Annotated in this window: 14 protein-coding genes; 7 read left to right on the top strand and 7 right to left on the bottom strand. The window is 46.5% G+C overall.

Annotated features, from left to right (window positions below):
* Window positions 1-4: 4 nt before the first annotated feature.
* Together BLV62_RS17980 and BLV62_RS17975 are read left to right on the top strand one after the other, a co-directional pair.
* A complete protein-coding gene (locus BLV62_RS17980) occupies window positions 5-697 on the top strand; it encodes a gluconate 2-dehydrogenase subunit 3 family protein (RefSeq protein WP_089763354.1) in 693 nt (230 codons plus the stop codon).
* 54 nt (window positions 698-751) lie between these two features.
* Window positions 752-2,206: a Gfo/Idh/MocA family protein gene (locus BLV62_RS17975; protein ID WP_089763353.1), complete on the top strand. Its 1,455-nt coding sequence runs from the start codon at window positions 752-754 to the stop codon at window positions 2,204-2,206.
* Between the two features lie 72 nt (window positions 2,207-2,278).
* Here the strand turns inward: BLV62_RS17975 and BLV62_RS17970 are convergent, their stop codons facing one another.
* Window positions 2,279-4,030 (bottom strand): RagB/SusD family nutrient uptake outer membrane protein, encoded by a 1,752-nt coding sequence (locus BLV62_RS17970; RefSeq protein WP_089763352.1) that lies wholly within the window; start codon window positions 4,028-4,030, stop codon window positions 2,279-2,281.
* Between the two features lie 10 nt (window positions 4,031-4,040).
* On the bottom strand, window positions 4,041-7,109 hold the full coding sequence (locus BLV62_RS17965; protein WP_089763351.1) for a SusC/RagA family TonB-linked outer membrane protein: 3,069 nt from the start codon (window positions 7,107-7,109) through the stop codon (window positions 4,041-4,043).
* 769 nt (window positions 7,110-7,878) lie between these two features.
* On the opposite strand from BLV62_RS17965, the gene BLV62_RS17960 reads away from it, so the two are divergent.
* Complete coding sequence (locus tag BLV62_RS17960; protein ID WP_089763350.1) at window positions 7,879-8,532, top strand: hypothetical protein; 654 nt, start codon at window positions 7,879-7,881, stop codon at window positions 8,530-8,532.
* Between the two features lie 3 nt (window positions 8,533-8,535).
* Here BLV62_RS17960 and BLV62_RS17955 read toward each other — a convergent pair whose 3' ends face one another.
* The 3 genes from BLV62_RS17955 to BLV62_RS17945 form a co-directional block, all read right to left on the bottom strand.
* Window positions 8,536-9,825 carry a D-alanyl-D-alanine carboxypeptidase/D-alanyl-D-alanine-endopeptidase gene (locus BLV62_RS17955; protein ID WP_089763349.1) on the bottom strand — a complete coding sequence of 430 codons (1,290 nt, stop codon included), beginning with the start codon at window positions 9,823-9,825 and terminating at the stop codon, window positions 8,536-8,538.
* A gap of 158 nt (window positions 9,826-9,983) precedes the next feature.
* Window positions 9,984-11,321 (bottom strand): Gfo/Idh/MocA family protein, encoded by a 1,338-nt coding sequence (locus BLV62_RS17950; RefSeq protein WP_089763348.1) that lies wholly within the window; start codon window positions 11,319-11,321, stop codon window positions 9,984-9,986.
* A 33-nt stretch (window positions 11,322-11,354) separates the two neighbouring features.
* Complete coding sequence (locus tag BLV62_RS17945) at window positions 11,355-12,320, bottom strand: formylglycine-generating enzyme family protein (protein WP_089763347.1); 966 nt, start codon at window positions 12,318-12,320, stop codon at window positions 11,355-11,357.
* A 180-nt stretch (window positions 12,321-12,500) separates the two neighbouring features.
* On the opposite strand from BLV62_RS17945, the gene BLV62_RS17940 reads away from it, so the two are divergent.
* The 4 genes from BLV62_RS17940 to BLV62_RS28370 all read left to right on the top strand — a co-directional run bounded on the left by BLV62_RS17940 (window position 12,501) and on the right by BLV62_RS28370 (window position 16,079).
* Window positions 12,501-13,433, top strand: coding sequence for a hydroxypyruvate isomerase family protein (locus BLV62_RS17940; RefSeq protein ID WP_089763346.1), 933 nt, complete (start codon window positions 12,501-12,503; stop codon window positions 13,431-13,433).
* A 103-nt stretch (window positions 13,434-13,536) separates the two neighbouring features.
* Entirely contained in the window at window positions 13,537-13,881 is a 345-nt protein-coding gene (locus BLV62_RS17935) for a phage holin family protein (RefSeq protein WP_089763345.1), read from the top strand.
* 12 nt (window positions 13,882-13,893) lie between these two features.
* Window positions 13,894-15,864, top strand: a complete 1,971-nt coding sequence (locus BLV62_RS17930) for an alpha-ketoacid dehydrogenase subunit alpha/beta (protein ID WP_089763344.1) — start codon at window positions 13,894-13,896, stop codon at window positions 15,862-15,864.
* 71 nt (window positions 15,865-15,935) lie between these two features.
* Window positions 15,936-16,079 carry a hypothetical protein gene (locus BLV62_RS28370; RefSeq protein ID WP_168927895.1) on the top strand — a complete coding sequence of 48 codons (144 nt, stop codon included), beginning with the start codon at window positions 15,936-15,938 and terminating at the stop codon, window positions 16,077-16,079.
* A 246-nt stretch (window positions 16,080-16,325) separates the two neighbouring features.
* Here BLV62_RS28370 and BLV62_RS17925 read toward each other — a convergent pair whose 3' ends face one another.
* On the bottom strand, window positions 16,326-16,853 hold the full coding sequence (locus BLV62_RS17925) for an O-acetyl-ADP-ribose deacetylase (RefSeq protein WP_089763343.1): 528 nt from the start codon (window positions 16,851-16,853) through the stop codon (window positions 16,326-16,328).
* Window positions 16,854-16,855: 2 nt separating this feature from the next.
* Window positions 16,856-17,605 (bottom strand): NYN domain-containing protein, encoded by a 750-nt coding sequence (locus BLV62_RS17920; RefSeq protein ID WP_089763342.1) that lies wholly within the window; start codon window positions 17,603-17,605, stop codon window positions 16,856-16,858.
* Window positions 17,606-17,642 lie beyond the last annotated feature (37 nt).

Raw genomic sequence — 17,642 nt, 5'->3', positions numbered from 1 at the left:
AATTATGGATAGAAGAGAATCCCTCAAAGCCCTGGCGCTGGGAACTTTATCTGTAGGCACTATTATCTCCGCCACAGGATGCGAAGATAAAAAAGGCGAAAGCGGCTCCAAAGACAAAGCCGGCGACATGCCCGGTTACGGGCGGACCGCTGATGAAGTAAAAAGAGACAAGGCGCTTATGGGCGAACCTTTTTTTACAGCTGCCGAAATGAAAACTATCACCGTGCTGGCAGATATGATCATCCCGAAAGATGAGCATTCAGGCAGCGCATCTGATGCCAAAGTGCCGGAGTTTATAGGATTTATTGTGAAAGACATTCCCGATCACCAGCTTCCGATGAGAGGAGGCTTGAAGTGGCTGGATACCCAATGTCTGAAAAGATATAATGCAGCATTCGTTGATTGCAGTGAACAACAACGTAAAGAAATGCTGGATCTTATCGCCTACCCTGAAACTGCCCTGCCTGAAAACAGCCAGGGTGTTGCTTTTTTCAACAGGATGCGCGATCTGACCGCTACCGGTTTCTTTACCAGTAAAATGGGAATTAAAGACCTGGGCTACGTAGGTAATACGCCAAACGAATGGGATGGAGTACCCGCCGATGTATTGCAACAGTATGGCTACTCTTACGACGAAAAAACATTGGCTACCTGCCTGAAAATCGAAGACAGGGGCAAGCTGATGACCTGGGATTAAAAACAACGAGCCAACATTTATTAACTATAATTAAATCCAGAAAACTTAACATCAATGATTCCAGAAAAAAAGAATGAGGGAGAAAACAGCGTTTCCCGCAGATCATTCCTGAGAAACAGTGCACTTGCTGCTGCAGGTTTCATGATAGTTCCACGTCATGTATTGGGAGGTAAAGGATATGTGGCACCTAGCGACCGCTTAAGAGTAGCAGGTATAGGTGTCGGTGGTAAAGGATTTAGCGATATCTCCGAATTTACTAAAGGACCTGCTGATATAGCATTCCTTTGCGACGTTGACAAACGCCGGGCTGCCGAAGCGGTTAAAAAATTCCCTAATGCAAAGTTTTATACAGACTTCAGGGAAATGTTCGACAAAGAACATAAGAACTTCGACGCAGTATCTGTATCTACACCGGATCATACTCACGCTGTAGCTGCAATGGGCGCTATGCAGCTGAACAAACATGTATACGTACAAAAACCCCTGACCCACGATATCTGGGAAGCGCGTATGCTCACCCAGGGCGCTCAAAGGTATAAAGTAGTAAGCCAGATGGGTAACCAGGGAGCATCAGGCGATGGCGTACGCCAGCTGATGGAATGGTACAATGCCGGTACGATCGGCGATGTACATACCGTATACTGCTGGACCGACAGACCGGTATGGCCTCAGGGTATCCAGTGGCCTACAACCCGCGCAGAAGTTCCCCAGGAACTGGATTGGGACCTGTGGTTAGGTACCGCTCCTAAAAAAGATTATGTAGATAACCTGGTTCCATTCAACTGGCGTGGTTGGTGGGATTATGGTACCGGCGCGATCGGCGATATGGGATGCCACATCATTGAACCTCCTTTCCGCGTATTGGGCCTTGGCTATCCGACTTCTGTTGAGTGTAGCGTAGGTAGCGTTTACGTTGGTGAATTCACCCGCGGATACTTCCCTGAAAGCTGCCCTCCTTCTTCTCACGTAATCATGAAATTCCCTGGTAAAAACGGTAAAGAAGTAACCTTGCACTGGATGGATGGCGGTATTCAGCCTGAGCGTCCGGACGAACTGGGACCAAACGAAACATTTGGCGACGGTGGTAACGGCGCCCTCTTTATTGGTACAAAAGGTAAAATGATGTGCGGTACTTACGGTATGAACCCGCAACTGCTGCCTACTTCACGCACCAAGGAAGTTAAAGTGCCAAAAACTATCGCCCGTGTACCGGAAGGACACTACGTTCAGTGGGTTAACGCTGCTATCGCCGGTTACGGAAGTGCAAAACAAAAAGCACTGAGTTCACCATTCGATATCGCTGGTCCGCTGACCGAATCTATCCTCATGGCTAACCTGGCTATCCGCAGCTACGATATCCGTAAGGAAAAAGCAAATGGCAAATTCGACTATCCCGGACGTTACATTAAACTCCTGTGGGATGGTAAAAACATGAAGATCACGAACTTCGATGAAGCCAACCAGTTTGTTAAACGTAAATACCGCGACGGCTGGTCATTGGGCGTTTAATCTCACTGTTTATTTAAATAATTGGGGGCTGGCAGCATGTATACTGTCAGCCCCCAAACTTTTTATTACAGCCTATTTGTAATAAGACTGTTGTGCGAGGTTACCGTTCTTACGGATCTCGTTGGCCGGTATCGGCAGGAAGTATTTGCCTGCAGGGAAGGCGCGGTCCTGGATACTGTACGGACGGTAGGTGAACGGATGGCCAGGAATAAATGATCCCAGTACCTCTATTCCCAAAGCATTCTGGTTGAAAGCCACATCTGCATCTTTCCACCTGCGTGCATCAAAGAAACGGTGTTCTTCAAACGCCAGCTCATAACGTCTTTCATACTTCAGCACATCCATGAGCGCCTGGCCTGTAGCCGTTGTTGCAGGCATACCGGCGCGGGTACGCACCATATTCAGCTTGGCACGGCCATCTGCTTCAAATGCGCCTCCCAGTTTGATGCATGCTTCTGCATAGTTGAGCAGTATTTCGGCATACCGGAAGAATATCCAGTTCTGGTCTCCCCTGAAAAACTGTGCATCCAGGTTCTTATCCATGAACTTACGCAGGTAATAGCCGGAGAATGAACCATTCCAGTTTTCGATAGGCCCGTTACGGGTATCCAGGCCCCAGATACTGTCTTTACCATTGGTTGCTTCATATTTACCTGTCTGAATAACGCCTTTAGGATCGATCAGCGCAGCATCGGAAGGACGTGGTTTCCATTGAGCGCCATCATAAAGTATGGTTGCATAAAACCGCGGATCACGATTGGTATAAGGAGCTTTCGCCTGGTCAGGATTGCTCCAGGAGAATGGGCTACCATCCTTCATCTGGTAACCGGAAACGAAGTTCTCGATAGGTACGTTTCCTCCCCAGTTGTGATAACCGTTAGGGCCATTATACAGGTCGTGCGATGTACCCAGCAGCGCTTTATCGTACTGTTTAACAAAGATCAGCTCCTTGTGGTCTTTATCCAGGAAGATGCGGCTGTAGTTGTCTACCGGCGAAGAAGTAGGCTGGTAAAGCTCATACTGGTTCAGATCTATTATTGCTTTTGCGGCATCTTTGGCTGCCATTAACCTGGCTGTCTGACCAGTTCCACCTGTGTAACCCTGCAGGTCGTTTACCGCGTTGTTATAGGCATCGCTGGCTGCAAATAGCAGGATCCTTGACTTCAGCGCCATGGCCGCTCCGCGGGTTACGCGACCTTTATTGGCAACTGCTTCGTAGCCGGCAGGCAAATGAGCGGCTGCACTGTCGCATTCGTCGGAAATGAATTTGACGCAGTCTGCAAATGACGCTCTTTTTACGTTTAATATTTCCTGCTCATCTCCTTTAATGTTAAAGGTTTTGGTGATCAGAGGCACACCTCCGTAATATCTCACCAACAGGTGATAATACCACGCCCTCATAAAGTGTACTTCTCCGATCAGCCTTTCCCGTTGGCTTTGATCGGTAAACGTCACCCCGCCTATCCGTTCAAAGAACATGTTACAGTTGCGGATCCTTTTGTAGTGATCGTCCCAGCGGGCAAACTCGTCTAACCTGCCGATATCGTCGGGTGTTATATTTCCCTGTACTACCCTGGAAGTATTATAGTCGTGGATAAACCGGCTTTCATCGGTCATTGACGACAGCATTACTTCCCAGTACCCGGGACGCATCTGTACATAGAGGTCATTTACAAATGCCTGTACAAGTCCGACATCTTTCCAGACATCAGATTCTTCATATTCGTTCAATGGCTTTCTTTCCAGGAAGTCCTTATTACATGCAGTAGTAGCTGCACAGAAAAGAAAAGCGCCTGCTATATATTTAAATAAGTTCTTTTTCATGGCTCATTAATTAGAAGGTGACGTTTAATCCTACGTTGTAGATCTTGGTTTGCGGATAATACTGCCCGCTGCCGCTTGGCGCTTCCGGATCAAAGATCTTAACCTTGTCTATTGTCAGCAGGTTTTGTCCGCTTACATATACCCGCAGGTTTTGCAAGCGTACACGTTTACACACCCTTTCAGGAATGTTATACCCGAAGTCCAGCGTCTTTAAACGTACATAGTTGGTATTCCAGAACCAGAAAGTGTTCTGGCGGTTCACCCAGTACTCACGGTCACGGTCATACGCTCTTGGCCAGCTTGCATCGGTATTTTGCTCTGTCCACCTGTCTTGTACAAATGCCATCGGGAAGTTACCTATCAGGCCAGATTCTGTGCGCAGGTACTGGCTGGCGCCAGTTGCGCCCTGCCACAACATGGTGAAATCGAAATTTTTGTACTTAGCCGTAACCGTTAGACCGAATATCCAGGTTGGGTTCTCTGTCCTGTCTATCCTTACACGGTCCAGGTCATTGATGATCTTATCATCGTTAACATCTTCGAAAATAATATCGCCAGGTCTGGCTCCATCCACATGCGGCGTATTTTTAACCTGCTCGGCATCCTTGTAAATACCGATTGCACGGTAATAAAGCGGAGCGCCGATCTGCATGCCGGTAGACTGCTGCCATGCGGGTACTCCCGGCGTTTCATCCCAGAACAGGATCTTGTTCTTCGCATGGGTCATTGTTCCTATCACTTCGTAATGGAACTTCTTGATATCGTTCTTATGACTTAATACCAGTTCAAATCCTTTGTTCTCAACCCGGCCTATATTTTCCTGGGGCAGCGTCATCCCGGTATAACCAGGCATGGACAGGCTGCGGCTAACAAGGATGTTGGAACGTTTTGTATAAAAATAGTCGCCTTCAAAAGCGAGTTTATCGCCCAGCAGTTTAGCTTCGATACCTATATCGTAGTTGTTCGCTACCTCCCAGGTGATAGCCTGGTTTGGAGAACGTAACTGGTAGATGCCTTTATTCAGATCACCGCCAAACATTACCCCGCCACTGCTGAATCCATAGGTGCTCAGGTATTGGAAAGGATCTATCTGGTCGTTACCCATTTGACCGTAAGCTGCCCTGATCTTGAAATAATCGAGCTTGTGGATATTGTTCTTCCAGAAGTTTTCATTAGAGATCACCCAACCTGCAGAGGCGCCTGGGAACAGCCCCATTCTCCTGCCTTTAGGGAAGTTCTGTGAACCATCGTAACGCATGTTGTAATCGAACAGATAAGTTTCCTTGTAGTTATAGGAAATACGTCCGAAATAGTTTCGGCGGGCAAACTCAGTAGCGCTGCCGCTGTTGCTTTTCTCTTTATCGGCGCCCAGGCTTAGCTGGTCTAACTTATCGCTGATAAAATAGCGGCGGTTAGCCCCAAACAGGTCGCCCCGCAGTTCTGATTGCTCAAATGCTGCGAAAGCGTTGATATTATGTTTGCCGAAAGAGCGAACGTAGTTTACTTTGAAGTTGAAAGTAGTCTGGCGATAGGTTTCAAAGTTTTCGTTCATTTCTGGAGCACTCACCCCCCTTGAACCGGCATTCAGTTTATGCGCGCTGGGGTCAGTATTATCAAGGGTATAAAGGGTCCATGGTTTGATAAAGTATTTATTAAAACGGAAACTCTGGTCGTAAGCGAAACTACCGTCTACAAACAAACCCTGTACCCAGGGAATATTCACCACTGCAGACATATTCGTATTGATCACATAGTTCTTATCGTTCTGGTAACCGATAGCGTTTGTTCCTGTTACCACAGGGTTATCGCCATATTCGATATCCGGGCCTGGCAATCCGTTAGGCCAGATAGCATTTTCTGTAGGACGTCCTCTCATGAGCGAGCGGAAGATAGAACCGGCGCTGCGTGGAGGGAAATTCCTGTTTTCCAGGCGGCCCGCCAGGTCGAAGCGCAAACGGATATTTTCGTTCACCGTCGCATCCAGGTTTGCTCTTACGTTCTGCTGTTTGTAGTTAGTGGCGCTGTTCTTATAAATACCATCCTGGAACAGGGAGCCGAGAGAAACGAAGTACGACATTTTATCAGTACCGCCGGTCAGTGAAAGATCGTGCCTGTTCTGTAAAGAGATCTTTTTAATGGCAGCATCATACCAGTTGGTGTTAGGGTACAGCCATGGATCAGATCCGTCGCCGAATTTCTTGATCTCGTCTTCTGTATATTTCGGCTTATCGCCTCCATACTTCAGGATCTCGTTAACTACCCTCGCATAAGTAGGCGCATCGGCCATTTCAGGCAACCTGGTCGGAGTAACGAAAGATTGGTTAAAACCATAGCTAAGTGTTGGCTTACCGCCTTTACCTCTCTTGGTAGTAACAAGTATAACGCCGTTCGCAGCCCTGGAACCATAGATAGCTGCGGCGGCATCTTTCAGGATAGATACGCTCTCTATATCATTCGGGTTCATACGCTCGAAGCCATCGCGGGGGAAACCGTCAATTACCACCAGCGGCGCACTGTTACCCAGGGTACTACGGCCACGGATAAACAGTCTTGATCCGTCGTATCCTGGTTCGCCGCTGTTGTTTACAGCGATAACGCCCGGAATACGGCCCACAAGCGAGTTAGAGATGTTAACGTTTGGAGATTGCTGCAATTCCGCACCTTTTACAGAAGATACTGCACCCGTTTTGGTTACTTTCTTTTGAGTACCATATCCCACTACTACATACTCGTCGAGTGATTTCTGGTTCTCTTTCATTACCACATTTACTGTTCCTTTTCCTTCGGGCTTCACTTCCTGCGGATCGAAACCGATATACTGGAACACCAGCACCACGTCTTTACTGACGTTTGCGATCGTATAGTTACCCTGTACATCGGTGGTTGTTCCTCTTTTGGTGTCTTTTACCAAAACAGTAACGCCAGGAAGCGGGTTGCCATTAATGTCTTTTACCTTTCCCTTAACGGTGAGATTTCCTTGCTGCCATACGCTTGGTAACGGCAGTCGGGCGCTGTACGCGCTCGTGTTGGTTGCAAACAGGCATAGCAATAGCATTGCCTTTGCATAACGTGGATTCATGCTACAAAGGATTTTGGATGATTAATGTTTTGTCTTCAGTTTAACTGTTCATTGTTGCTTGTTCATTGTTTCCGATAGTGAAATAGTAACATCATTGTTCACATCAATACATAACATGGCCATCCGGGCAGAAGCCCTGTTGTGATGATAGAATCAAGATGTTTTTCTTTCAAACTGTTCCCTGACTTTAATTTTGAAACGCAATGCCTACAGCATCAACAAGTGATTGATTCATACTAACAAGTGATTAGAGATCTTGATTTTATATTGTTAATTGATTTATGTTCTTATTCGACGTTTTTGTCAATAGTGGAATAGGTTTAGTTTAAATTGTAAAATAATAGCCCCATACCATTTTCATGGAGTGATATGAGACGGGTTTTCTACGATGTTTTTGTTGTATAACTATGGCGAAGCCGGGGCATTGCCTTTACACAACGTGGACTAATTGAACAAGTGATTTAATTCTTCATTGTTTTTGGTTGTCTATTGCTTACAGCCTGGTTATTTTTTAGTTTTTCAATCTCAATTTAGAACTACTATCGTCAGAAAAAATGGGCGTAACCAATTGAACGTAATTTATCTAGAATAGCTTTAATTATTTTCTAAAAATAATTGTTATTTCTACAATTGTTTTAAAATTTAATGGTCAAAAAACAAAAATTTAATATTTGGTCAACTCATCCGACTTAATTTTAAACGATTTTTACACTTTAAACAACATTATCCCGGTACCGGCGTTATACCCCTATCAACACCAATTTGTACTATGAAAAATTTTTACCTGTACATCGGTGCTTTTATACTGGCAATCATAATTTTTTCCTGCAGCAAGGAAAAAAGCCAGGAGGGTGACAGCATTGCAACACCCGATACCGGCTGCGATTACGCCCCCTATACAGCCGGCTCCACTTTCTCATATATCAACATCAGCAATAACGATACTTTAAACTATACGCTGACCGTAACCGGTGATACTACCATTAACGGCACAACGTATAAAAAGGTAGGCAACGACAGCGTATTCATTTGCTCCGGCTGTGAAGACGGCGTTTATACACAGGTCGCCAACCTTCTGACATTCCAGGGCTATAAGGCAAACGACCTGAAACTTACATATTTGAAAGACAATGTTCCTGCAGGCGCCAGCTGGCAGGATACTATTACCGTCAGCAACGGATCGATAAGCACAACCGGGGTGCTGGAATTTACCGTGACAGAAAAAGATGTCAGCAAAACGGTGAACGGAAAAGAATATGAAAATGTGATCGCAGTACGGATGGATGCTTTTGCCATTGTTTTGAACAATCCCGTTCCTGTAGGCACTATCTCCACCAGTTATTACAGCAAAGGCGTTGGCTTGATCGAAGCCGACCAGGAACAGGACACCACTAAAATTGTTTCCTATACGATCAATCCCTGATCATCAATATTGTTTATAGATCATTGTTAACAACTGTTCCACTGCTCTTCTTACCGCAGTGGCGGAGCCATGGTGATTATTCACCATTACACTGAAGATAAGCGTCTTTTTCTTTTGGGTAACCAGGTAGCCGCTCAAAGCTACGACACCATTCAGGGTGCCTGTTTTTGCATGTACGAACTGTTGCTGGTAATAGTTCTTCAACGTCCCCTTCCCTCCTGTCGGGAATATATTCCAGAGCTTTTCGTGGCCGAACTGAGTACGGAGCAACGACAGGACTTTTATATAGTCTCGCGGCGTGAACAAATTATAGCGTGAGAGGCCCGAACCATCTGTCCACTGCGGTTCATCCGGCAGGTCTTTCAATTTTGTTTCCAGCAACCAGTCGGTTATTTTGCTGGTGCTGATGGTATCCCACAACAGGGCTGAGGCCATTATCAGGGTTTGTTCTGCGAAGAAGTTGTCGCTTTGCTCCATCATTGGAACAAATAAAGTATCTACAGGTACGCTTTTCAATAGTTTCCAGCTGCCTGCGGGGAGTTGGCCTGCAAGGCCTATAGGTTTATGAAGCGTGTCTTCCAGCCGTTGCCTCAATTCCGTAGTTCCTCCGGTAATGAAAGGCACCTCTACATAGGGTTCGTTGCCAAGCGCCGGGTTGTATTGCACTGAAAAAAAGTTGCTGCGCTCATCGCGGGTAATACCATTTTCTTTCAGGCTTCTGTCTAATGTAATATCAAGATCGTACAAGGCCGGAACCATCCGGCTGGCTGCTCCCCTTGGGTATATTCTTACAACGTTGCCATACATGGGCCATTCGTTCAACTCCGGCTGATAGCTGTCGGCATAATCGTTCCAGGCCCAGCCTGAACCGAACCGCTTGTTCAGGTTCACCTGGGGCACCAGGTATATCGGCTTGGTTGTACGCTGTAATAACTCAAAGGCCGGTTGGTATTGAAAGGCAGGATGCAGAAAGGTAGGATCGCCCATGCCTTTTACAAACAACGCCGTATCATTTTCGAAATACCGCAAAGAAGGTAAAGAATCGCCCAGTAACGACAATCCTGCAAACAACGAGAATACCTTTACATTGGAGGCAGGGGTAAAATACTTATCGGCCTGGTATTGATACCAGTATTTGCCGGTGGCAGGTTCGTATATGCACACTCCGACATGCGCCTGGTCTAAGGGCTTTTCTTTCAGGAAATGCTGATTGGCCCATTTATCAATTGTCCCTTGAGCAAACAGGAGTTGGGAAAGTAATAAGCAGCAAATAGTGAACAGGCCTCTTTTCATCCGGATAAAATTATGACATCAGGGGCTAATTCAGAAAAAATCAGGTAGCCTGGAAAGAAGCATGCAGATGTTGAAGATGATCTGCCCTCCGCCAGGTACCCGAAAAAAGGAGGGCTGACCGTTGTTTGGCCAGCCCTTTACAATATTTAAAATACGCATCAGGAGAAGTACTTGGTAACCCCTGGTTTTGCATAAGCATAATTGCCGGAAGCATCAGGAACAACCGGAGGAGGCGCATCGAAAGCATATACCTTCGGTTGCAGGTCCAGGCCGGAGTTCAACGCTACGTCCCAGTTGATAACCTGGCCGGAATAAGTGGCCAGCCGGCCAATGATAGCGGTCAATGTTGCCTGGGCGCCTCTTGCCGCATCGTTGAATTTATATTCGCCTTTTGCGATAGCAGCAAAGAGCTCGTCGTGCTCGGTCTGGTAAGGATTTCTTTCTTTCTTCTTATCAAACTGGTAAAGGACTTTCCCTTTATGATCAACGATCTGGGCTTTATCGCAAAATATACGGCCCTTGGTACCTACGATCTCTTCGTCTACCTTGCTAGGCGCATCTTTCCAGTGACGGCACTGGGCGTTCATTACCACACCGTTATCATAGCGGTATTCTACAGAGTGGTGATCGAAGATCTCTCCGTATTCTTTACCGGTACGAACCGCACGGCCTCCAACACCAACGGCTGTAACAGGGGTTTTACCCATGAACCAGTTGCCTACGTCGATATTATGGATATGCTGCTCTACGATATGATCTCCGCATAACCAGTTAAAGTAATACCAGTTACGCATTTGGTATTCCATTTCGGTATATTCAGGTTTACGCGGTTTTACCCACAGCGCTCCCTGGTTCCACCAAACCTGCATGGAGAGCACGTCGCCAATGATACCATCATGGAATCTTTTCATCAGTTCGCGGTACGAATCCTGGTAATGACGTTGCAAGCCTACCACTACGTTCAGGCGTTTGCTTTTTGCAATTTCAGCAGCATCCAGTACGCGTTTGATACCTGCAGGATCGGTTGCTACAGGTTTTTCCATGAAGATGTGTTTGCCTTGTTTAACAGCTTCTTCGAAGTGGATAGGTCTGAAGCCGGGAGGAGTTGTTAATATTACAACATCAGCCAGAGCAATGGCTTGTTTGTAAGCATCAAATCCTACAAATTTATTTGATTCAGGTACGTTAACACGATTCGCCTTATCTCCTAACGCTTCTTTAATGTTATCGTAGCTATCTTTTAAGCGGTCAGGGAACGCATCTGCCATGGCTACCAGCTGCACATTTTCCTTGGTACTTAAAGCCTGGGTTGCAGCGCCTGTACCACGGCCCCCGCAGCCTATCAGGGCTATTTTGATCACATCTCCTGAAGCTTTGTTAGTTAGAAAACTGGCTTTGGATAAAATCGGCATTGCCAATAACCCGCCTGCCAGCAGAGAGGTTTGTTTAACAAAATCTCGGCGTCCTTCACCGTGGAATTTCTTTTCGTTTTCCATAAAATGAGTAAGATTTTAGTTTTAGGAGATTTACTATCGTGCACCTTTAAATTTAGTGATCATATCTTCGAAGAATTGCTCTGCTTCTGCAGGCGTTGGTTGTTTTACCGGTCTTACTATCCTGAATCCAACAAATGGAGCGTCGGCGTTCCACCATGAACTTTTCGGGATCTGCGGATCTCTGCGGTTCCATACCGGGTCAGATTTCACCCTGGCGGCAGAACGCAATAAAGGCGCATCGTCTTTGTAGCTTCCGCCTTTCAGTACCCTTGGCGTTTTTTCTGTCGGCACTCTCCACGGATCCGTTGCCGTAGCATTGGCTACGCCATTTTCATCGTATTGGTCCATTGTCCACTCCATTACGTTTCCTAACATATCGTATAATCCCCATGCGTTAGGTTTTAACTGGGCAACTTTATGATATTTGTCTTCACTGTTTGCGCTGTACCAGGCATATTCCTTCAACTGGGCCGGGTCGTTTCCAAAAGGATACGCGGTAGAAGAACCTGCGCGGCAGGCATACTCCCACTCAGCTGCCGTAGGAAGGCGGTAAAACACGCCTGTTTTGATATACAGCCATTTGCAATACATCAATGCGCCGTACTGGCTCATACTATTGGCAGGAAATCCGCCTGCTTTTCCCATTCCCAATGTCAGATCGATATATGGGGGGCTGGGACGGGTCATTCCATCTGGTGTGGGTGTTTTATCTTTTTCTGCATCAGCGTATACATCATATTCATCAAATGTCACTTCCGTTGCTCCCATCCAGAAATCGGATATCTGTACATTCTTAGCCGGACCTTCATCTTTATTTCTACCTTTCTCTGAGTTCGGACTTCCTAATTGAAAAGTTCCCCCTTTGATTGGCACCATCTTAAAGCTGATTGTGGTTCCCGGAATCTGTTGTGAATAAGTTTCAAAGCTTGTTGTCTGCGCTATAGCTAATACCTGGCTGAACATTCCGCCCAGCAATAAGGCCACAAATGGTTTTGTCATCTAAGGTGATTATATAATAATATGGAAAGGTGAATCTAAAAAAAACAAACGGGGAATGCAATATTTTTTTATGAATGCAATAAATGCGGGATGAACTGAATATTTTTCTGAAAAATTAGCATTTACTTGCAAAACCTTTTAAATTTATCGCCCTGTCAACTACTCTTTAATCTAAACGTTATGGAAAGACGAAAATTCCTGCAAAACGGCACGCTCGCCGGAATATCTGCACTGGCACTCGGTAGCCTGGGCCAGTCGGCACAAGCTGCAGGCCCGCACAGCGAACTCGATACAAAAGGAAAAACCTTCAACCTCAACTATGCCCCACACGATGGCATGTTTAGGAACAGTGGAGGCAGCACCTTCCTGGATCAGATCAAATACATGTATGATCAGGGGTTCCGTGCGATCGAAGATAACGGGATGCTGGGCCGTAGCCCGGAAGAACAATCCAAGATCGGCGACCTGCTCAGCAAGCTCGGCATGCAAATGGGCGTTTTTGTGGTAGATACCGGTAATAACTGGAAAACCTCTCTGACTACCGGCAAACAGGAGTTTGTTGATGCATTTCTTAATACCTGCAGAAAAAGCGTTGAGGTAGCGAAACGCGTCAACGCCAAATGGGCAACAGTAGTACCCGGCTATTTCGAACGCAACCTCCCGATAGGCATTCAAACCGCTAACGTGGTAGAAGCGCTGAGAAGAGGCGCCGAAATATTCGAGCCTCATGGCCTGGTAATGGTACTGGAACCATTGAGCGACAACCCGGACCTGTTCCTCAGAACAGCAGAACAAAGCTATGAAGTCTGCAAAGCGGTGAAAAGTCCATCCTGCAAAATCCTCTACGATATCTATCATATGCAGCGCAATACCGGCAACCTGATCCCTGTAATGGACTGGTGCTGGGACGAAATTGCGTATATCCAGATAGGTGATAACCCCGGAAGAAAAGAACCTGGTACAGGGGAGATCAACTATAAGAACATATTCAAACACCTGCATAGCAAAGGCTATAAAGGCGTAATGGGTATGGAACATGGCATTGCCGGAAAAGGCAAGGAAGGAGAAGATGCGCTGATCAAAGCCTACAGGGAAGCAGATAGTTTCCTTTAATAAATATTTCTAATCATAAGGGGCTGGTTTAAAAGTAGAACTTTTAAATCAGCCCCTTTATTGTGTGCTTTTTTCCTTAACTTAACTAACAAAACAATCTGCTATGGGTTTCCTCGTACGTATACTCATCAGCGCGCTTGCAGCAATGTTTACCGCCTACCTGCTTAAACCTGCAGTGAAAGTCGACAGCTTTGTTACCGCGTTAATCCTCGCTTTGGTATTGGCAGTACTGAATGCATTAGTAAAACCATTATTAGTAGTGCTTACATTGCCGATAACCTTTCTTACCCTCGGCCTTTTTCTCCTGGTTATCAACGCCCTTATCATCCTGCTGGCAGAAAAACTTGTTCCGGGTTTCAAGGTAGAAGGCTTCTGGTGGGCAATGTTATTCAGCATTATTATGGCCGTTGTCAACTATATACTTTCCGGTATCGCAGGCAGCAACTAAACTGTTTTTCCTATGCAGTTTGACAGAACAGGACTTAGCAACGAGCAATTGCTATCCTTCTATAACGCATTGATTTATCCCCGGCTGATAGAAGAAAAAATGTTACTGTTACTCCGGCAGGGAAAGATCAGTAAATGGTTTTCGGGCATCGGCCAGGAAGCGATCGCCGTAGGCGCAACGCTGGCACTGGAAGACGACGAATGGATATTGCCCTTACACAGGAACCTCGGCGTATTCACTACCCGGCGCATGCCGCTGCATAAGTTGCTGAAACAATGGCAGGGAAGCGATGAAGGGTACAGTAAAGGAAGGGAAAGATCATTCCATTTCGGGAACCGCGATCACCATATCTGTGGCATGATCAGCCACCTGGGCCCGCAGCTCTCGATTGCCGACGGCATTGCGCTCGCCCATCAATATAAACACGAACCTAAAGTTACACTGGCATTTACCGGCGAAGGCGGCACCAGCGAAGGCGAATTTCATGAAGCCCTGAACCTGGCCGCCGTCTGGGATCTGCCTGTTATATTCCTTATAGAGAACAACGGGTATGCTCTCAGTACCCCTACTCACGAACAGTACAGGTGTCATGACCTGGTTGACAAAGCTGCCGGGTATGGAATGGAAGGGGTACGCGTGGATGGCAACAACCTCCTTGAAGTATACCAGACCGTTAAAACAGCCAGGAATTATGCGGTGCAAACGCAAAAACCCGTACTGATAGAAGCAGTTACTTTCAGGATGCGGGGCCATGAAGAAGCCAGCGGGGTTAAATATGTACCGGCAGCCCTGTTCGAAATGTGGGAGAAAAAAGATCCCATTACTCAATACGCCAACTACCTGAAAGAAATCAACCTCCTGTCGGACGAGGAAATAACCCGGATCCAACAGCAACTCAAAACACAAATAGAAAACGAAGTAGCGCTGGGATTGCAAACCCCTCCTATCCGGGTAAATACAGCGCTTGAACTTTCAGATGTTTATGCTCCTGCTATTCCTGCAGTAAACCCTGGTCCTGCAGCCAAAGAACAACGGTTCATAGATGCGATTGCAGAAGGATTAAAGGAAGCAATGCATCAATTCCCTGAACTGATCCTCATGGGCCAGGACATCGCAGAGTATGGCGGCGCTTTTAAGATCACGGAAGGGTTGCTTAAGGAATTCGGCAACCGTGTGAGGAATACGCCTCTTTGTGAAAGCGCTGTTATAGGGGCTGCGCTGGGCCTTTCGATAGGTGGTTTCAAGAGTATGGTAGAGATGCAGTTTGGCGATTTTGTTACCTGTGGATTTAACCAGATCGTGAATAACCTGGCAAAGATCCATTACAGATGGGGCCAGGCGGCAGACGTTGTGATCAGGATGCCGGCTGGCGGCGGTGTAGGAGCCGGGCCATTTCACTCCCAGACCAATGAAGCCTGGTTTACACATGTTCCCGGCCTGAAAGTGGTGTATCCGTCTGCGCCGGCAGATGCAAAGGGGCTGTTGCTGGCTGCCCTGGCCGATCCAAACCCGGTGATGTTTTTTGAACATAAGGCGTTGTACCGGAGTATAACCGGGATGGTGCCTGAAGGATATTATACTATCGAATTCGGGAAAGCCCGGCTGGTACAGGCGGGAACAGATATCAGTATAATAACCTATGGCAGCGGCGTGCATTGGGCAGTAAATTATGCCATGCAACACCCCGGAATTTCCATTGGCATCCTAGACCTAAGGTCTTTACACCCATTGGATTATGATGCGATCAGGGAGATCACAGCCGCCACCGGGAAGGTACTGGTATTGCATGAAGACACCCTTACAGGAGGTTTCGGTGCGGAAATAAGCGCCTGGATCGCCGAACATTGTTTTGAATTGCTGGATGCCCCGGTCATGAGGTGCGCCAGCCTCGATACCCCGGTTCCGTTTGCCCAGGAGCTGGAAAAAAATTTTCTCGCCAAAGCAAGACTGGACGGGTATATACAACGGTTATTCCAATGGTAACAATAGGTTTGATTGGGAATCTGCCATGAAAGTTATAATTTGCAACCGGAATTAAACAAAATCATTATACTATGTTGATGAATCTCTTAACAGTAGTACATACTACCAACTTCTATAAAGTTGGCGATAGTATTGGTAGTGTTCTGGCTCCGGCAGCCATTTTGCTTTTTGCGGCTATGTTTGTTTATGCCTGGGTGAAATACGCAAAAAACTAATTAATCCGCTTTTTCACATCGCACTATAGAAAAAGAAAAAGGCTTCCATTTGAGGAAGCCTTTTTTGTTATGTAGAGTTTTAATCTTTAAAAACAAGAAGCAATATTTACCTCATTACCTTTTCACAACTCATCTCAATACAACAAATATTGCTCAACAACACAACAAACGGCGTCTAATCTAAACAAATAATGAAAATTATTTTTGAACCATTGGCAACACGTAGGCTGTTCATAAACTGCGTTTCTAAACGGATTGGCTGTAATAATCATTAGTAAGCCGGTAATTCTCTTCATCAAAACATACCAGCTTTACTTCCATAGCAGGATGGCTGGCGAGGAAATCCACGACGGTTTTAACGGCGATGCCGGCCGCAAGATCTTTAGGGAAATGATAGATCCCTGTACTGATATTAGGGAAAGAAACAGATACCAGGTTATTGGAGGCGGCGAGGAGCAAAGAATTGCGGTAGCAATTGGCGAGCAATGCAGGTTCGTTCCTGGTACCGCTGTTCCAAACCGGGCCAACAGTGTGTATAACATGTTTAGCCGGCAGGTTCCCTGCACGGGTAATTACTGCCTCCCCGGTTTTACAACCTCCCTGCCGCGCAACGATCGCCCGGCAGTCTTCCAGTATCTGCGGCCCTCCGGCCCGGTGAATTGCCCCATCTACTCCTCCCCCGCCCATTAAAGACGAGTTGGCAGCGTTTACAATTGCATCCACTGCAATTTTTGTTATGTCTCCCCGGATGATTTCAATATTTACTGATGGCATAGTTATACAGTTCTTACATATACGAGTTTGCCGGCTTTTCTGCCGCCGCTTTCGCGGATATCCACCTCAAAGTTCGGAAAGCTTTTGAGCAACTGCAGCAGCTTGGTATATCCATAGTTCCGGGCGTCGAAATCCGGCTTCTTCTTTAAAAGCAGGTTGCCTAACTCGCCCAGGTACGCCCATCCGTCTTCATCTGCAATGTCGTTGATGCTGGTAGACAAAAGTGTGAGCAACCGTTTATCCGCTTTGCTGATGCTTTTCTGTTTAACCTTCGAAGACCTGGGTTTATCCTCATCTGATCTTTTCTCTATTCCTTCCAGGATTTCCAGGTAGATGAATTTATCGCAGGCTGCCCGGAAGGCGCTGGGCGTTTTCTGTTCGCCCATGCCGTAAACGGTCATCCCGGCTTCCCGCAGACGTGTAGCCAGCCTGGTAAAATCGCTGTCGCTGGATACAAGGCAGAAACCATCTACCCTGCCGGTATATAGTATATCCATCGCGTCGATGATCATGGCCGAATCGGTAGCGTTCTTGCCACTGGTATAACTGTATTGCTGGATGGGGGTTATTGCATAATCCAGCAATACGCCTTTCCAGCCAACAACGGTTGGTTTCGTCCAATCGCCGTAAATTCTTTTAAAGGTTGGGTTGCCATACTTGGCTACTTCTTCCAGCAATCCGCCGATCTTATGATAAGGAATATTGTCGGCATCTATCAGTACTGCCAAACGCAGGTCTCTTGTATTATCCATTTGTAAGGGTTATTAAAACAAAACGTGTTGACCACAG

The sequence above is a fragment of the Chitinophaga terrae (ex Kim and Jung 2007) genome, from assembly GCF_900107795.1.
Classification (GTDB): domain Bacteria; phylum Bacteroidota; class Bacteroidia; order Chitinophagales; family Chitinophagaceae; genus Chitinophaga; species Chitinophaga terrae.
This window is presented reverse-complemented; position numbering and strand designations above follow the sequence as displayed.

Bases quoted from the DNA above. Each gene is read 5' to 3' on its own strand.
- BLV62_RS17955 (WP_089763349.1), bottom strand. From the start codon at position 9,825: ATGAAAAGAGGCCTGTTCACTATTTGCTGCTTATTACTTTCCCAACTC.
- BLV62_RS28370 (WP_168927895.1), top strand. From the start codon at position 15,936: ATGTTGATGAATCTCTTAACAGTAGTACATACTACCAACTTCTATAAA.
- BLV62_RS17970 (WP_089763352.1), bottom strand. From the start codon at position 4,030: ATGAAAAAGAACTTATTTAAATATATAGCAGGCGCTTTTCTTTTCTGT.
- BLV62_RS17960 (WP_089763350.1), top strand. From the start codon at position 7,879: ATGAAAAATTTTTACCTGTACATCGGTGCTTTTATACTGGCAATCATA.
- BLV62_RS17940 (WP_089763346.1), top strand. From the start codon at position 12,501: ATGGAAAGACGAAAATTCCTGCAAAACGGCACGCTCGCCGGAATATCT.
- BLV62_RS17975 (WP_089763353.1), top strand. From the start codon at position 752: ATGATTCCAGAAAAAAAGAATGAGGGAGAAAACAGCGTTTCCCGCAGA.
- BLV62_RS17930 (WP_089763344.1), top strand. From the start codon at position 13,894: ATGCAGTTTGACAGAACAGGACTTAGCAACGAGCAATTGCTATCCTTC.
- BLV62_RS17945 (WP_089763347.1), bottom strand. From the start codon at position 12,320: ATGACAAAACCATTTGTGGCCTTATTGCTGGGCGGAATGTTCAGCCAG.
- BLV62_RS17925 (WP_089763343.1), bottom strand. From the start codon at position 16,853: ATGCCATCAGTAAATATTGAAATCATCCGGGGAGACATAACAAAAATT.
- BLV62_RS17920 (WP_089763342.1), bottom strand. From the start codon at position 17,605: ATGGATAATACAAGAGACCTGCGTTTGGCAGTACTGATAGATGCCGAC.
- BLV62_RS17950 (WP_089763348.1), bottom strand. From the start codon at position 11,321: ATGGAAAACGAAAAGAAATTCCACGGTGAAGGACGCCGAGATTTTGTT.
- BLV62_RS17935 (WP_089763345.1), top strand. From the start codon at position 13,537: ATGGGTTTCCTCGTACGTATACTCATCAGCGCGCTTGCAGCAATGTTT.
- BLV62_RS17980 (WP_089763354.1), top strand. From the start codon at position 5: ATGGATAGAAGAGAATCCCTCAAAGCCCTGGCGCTGGGAACTTTATCT.
- BLV62_RS17965 (WP_089763351.1), bottom strand. From the start codon at position 7,109: ATGAATCCACGTTATGCAAAGGCAATGCTATTGCTATGCCTGTTTGCA.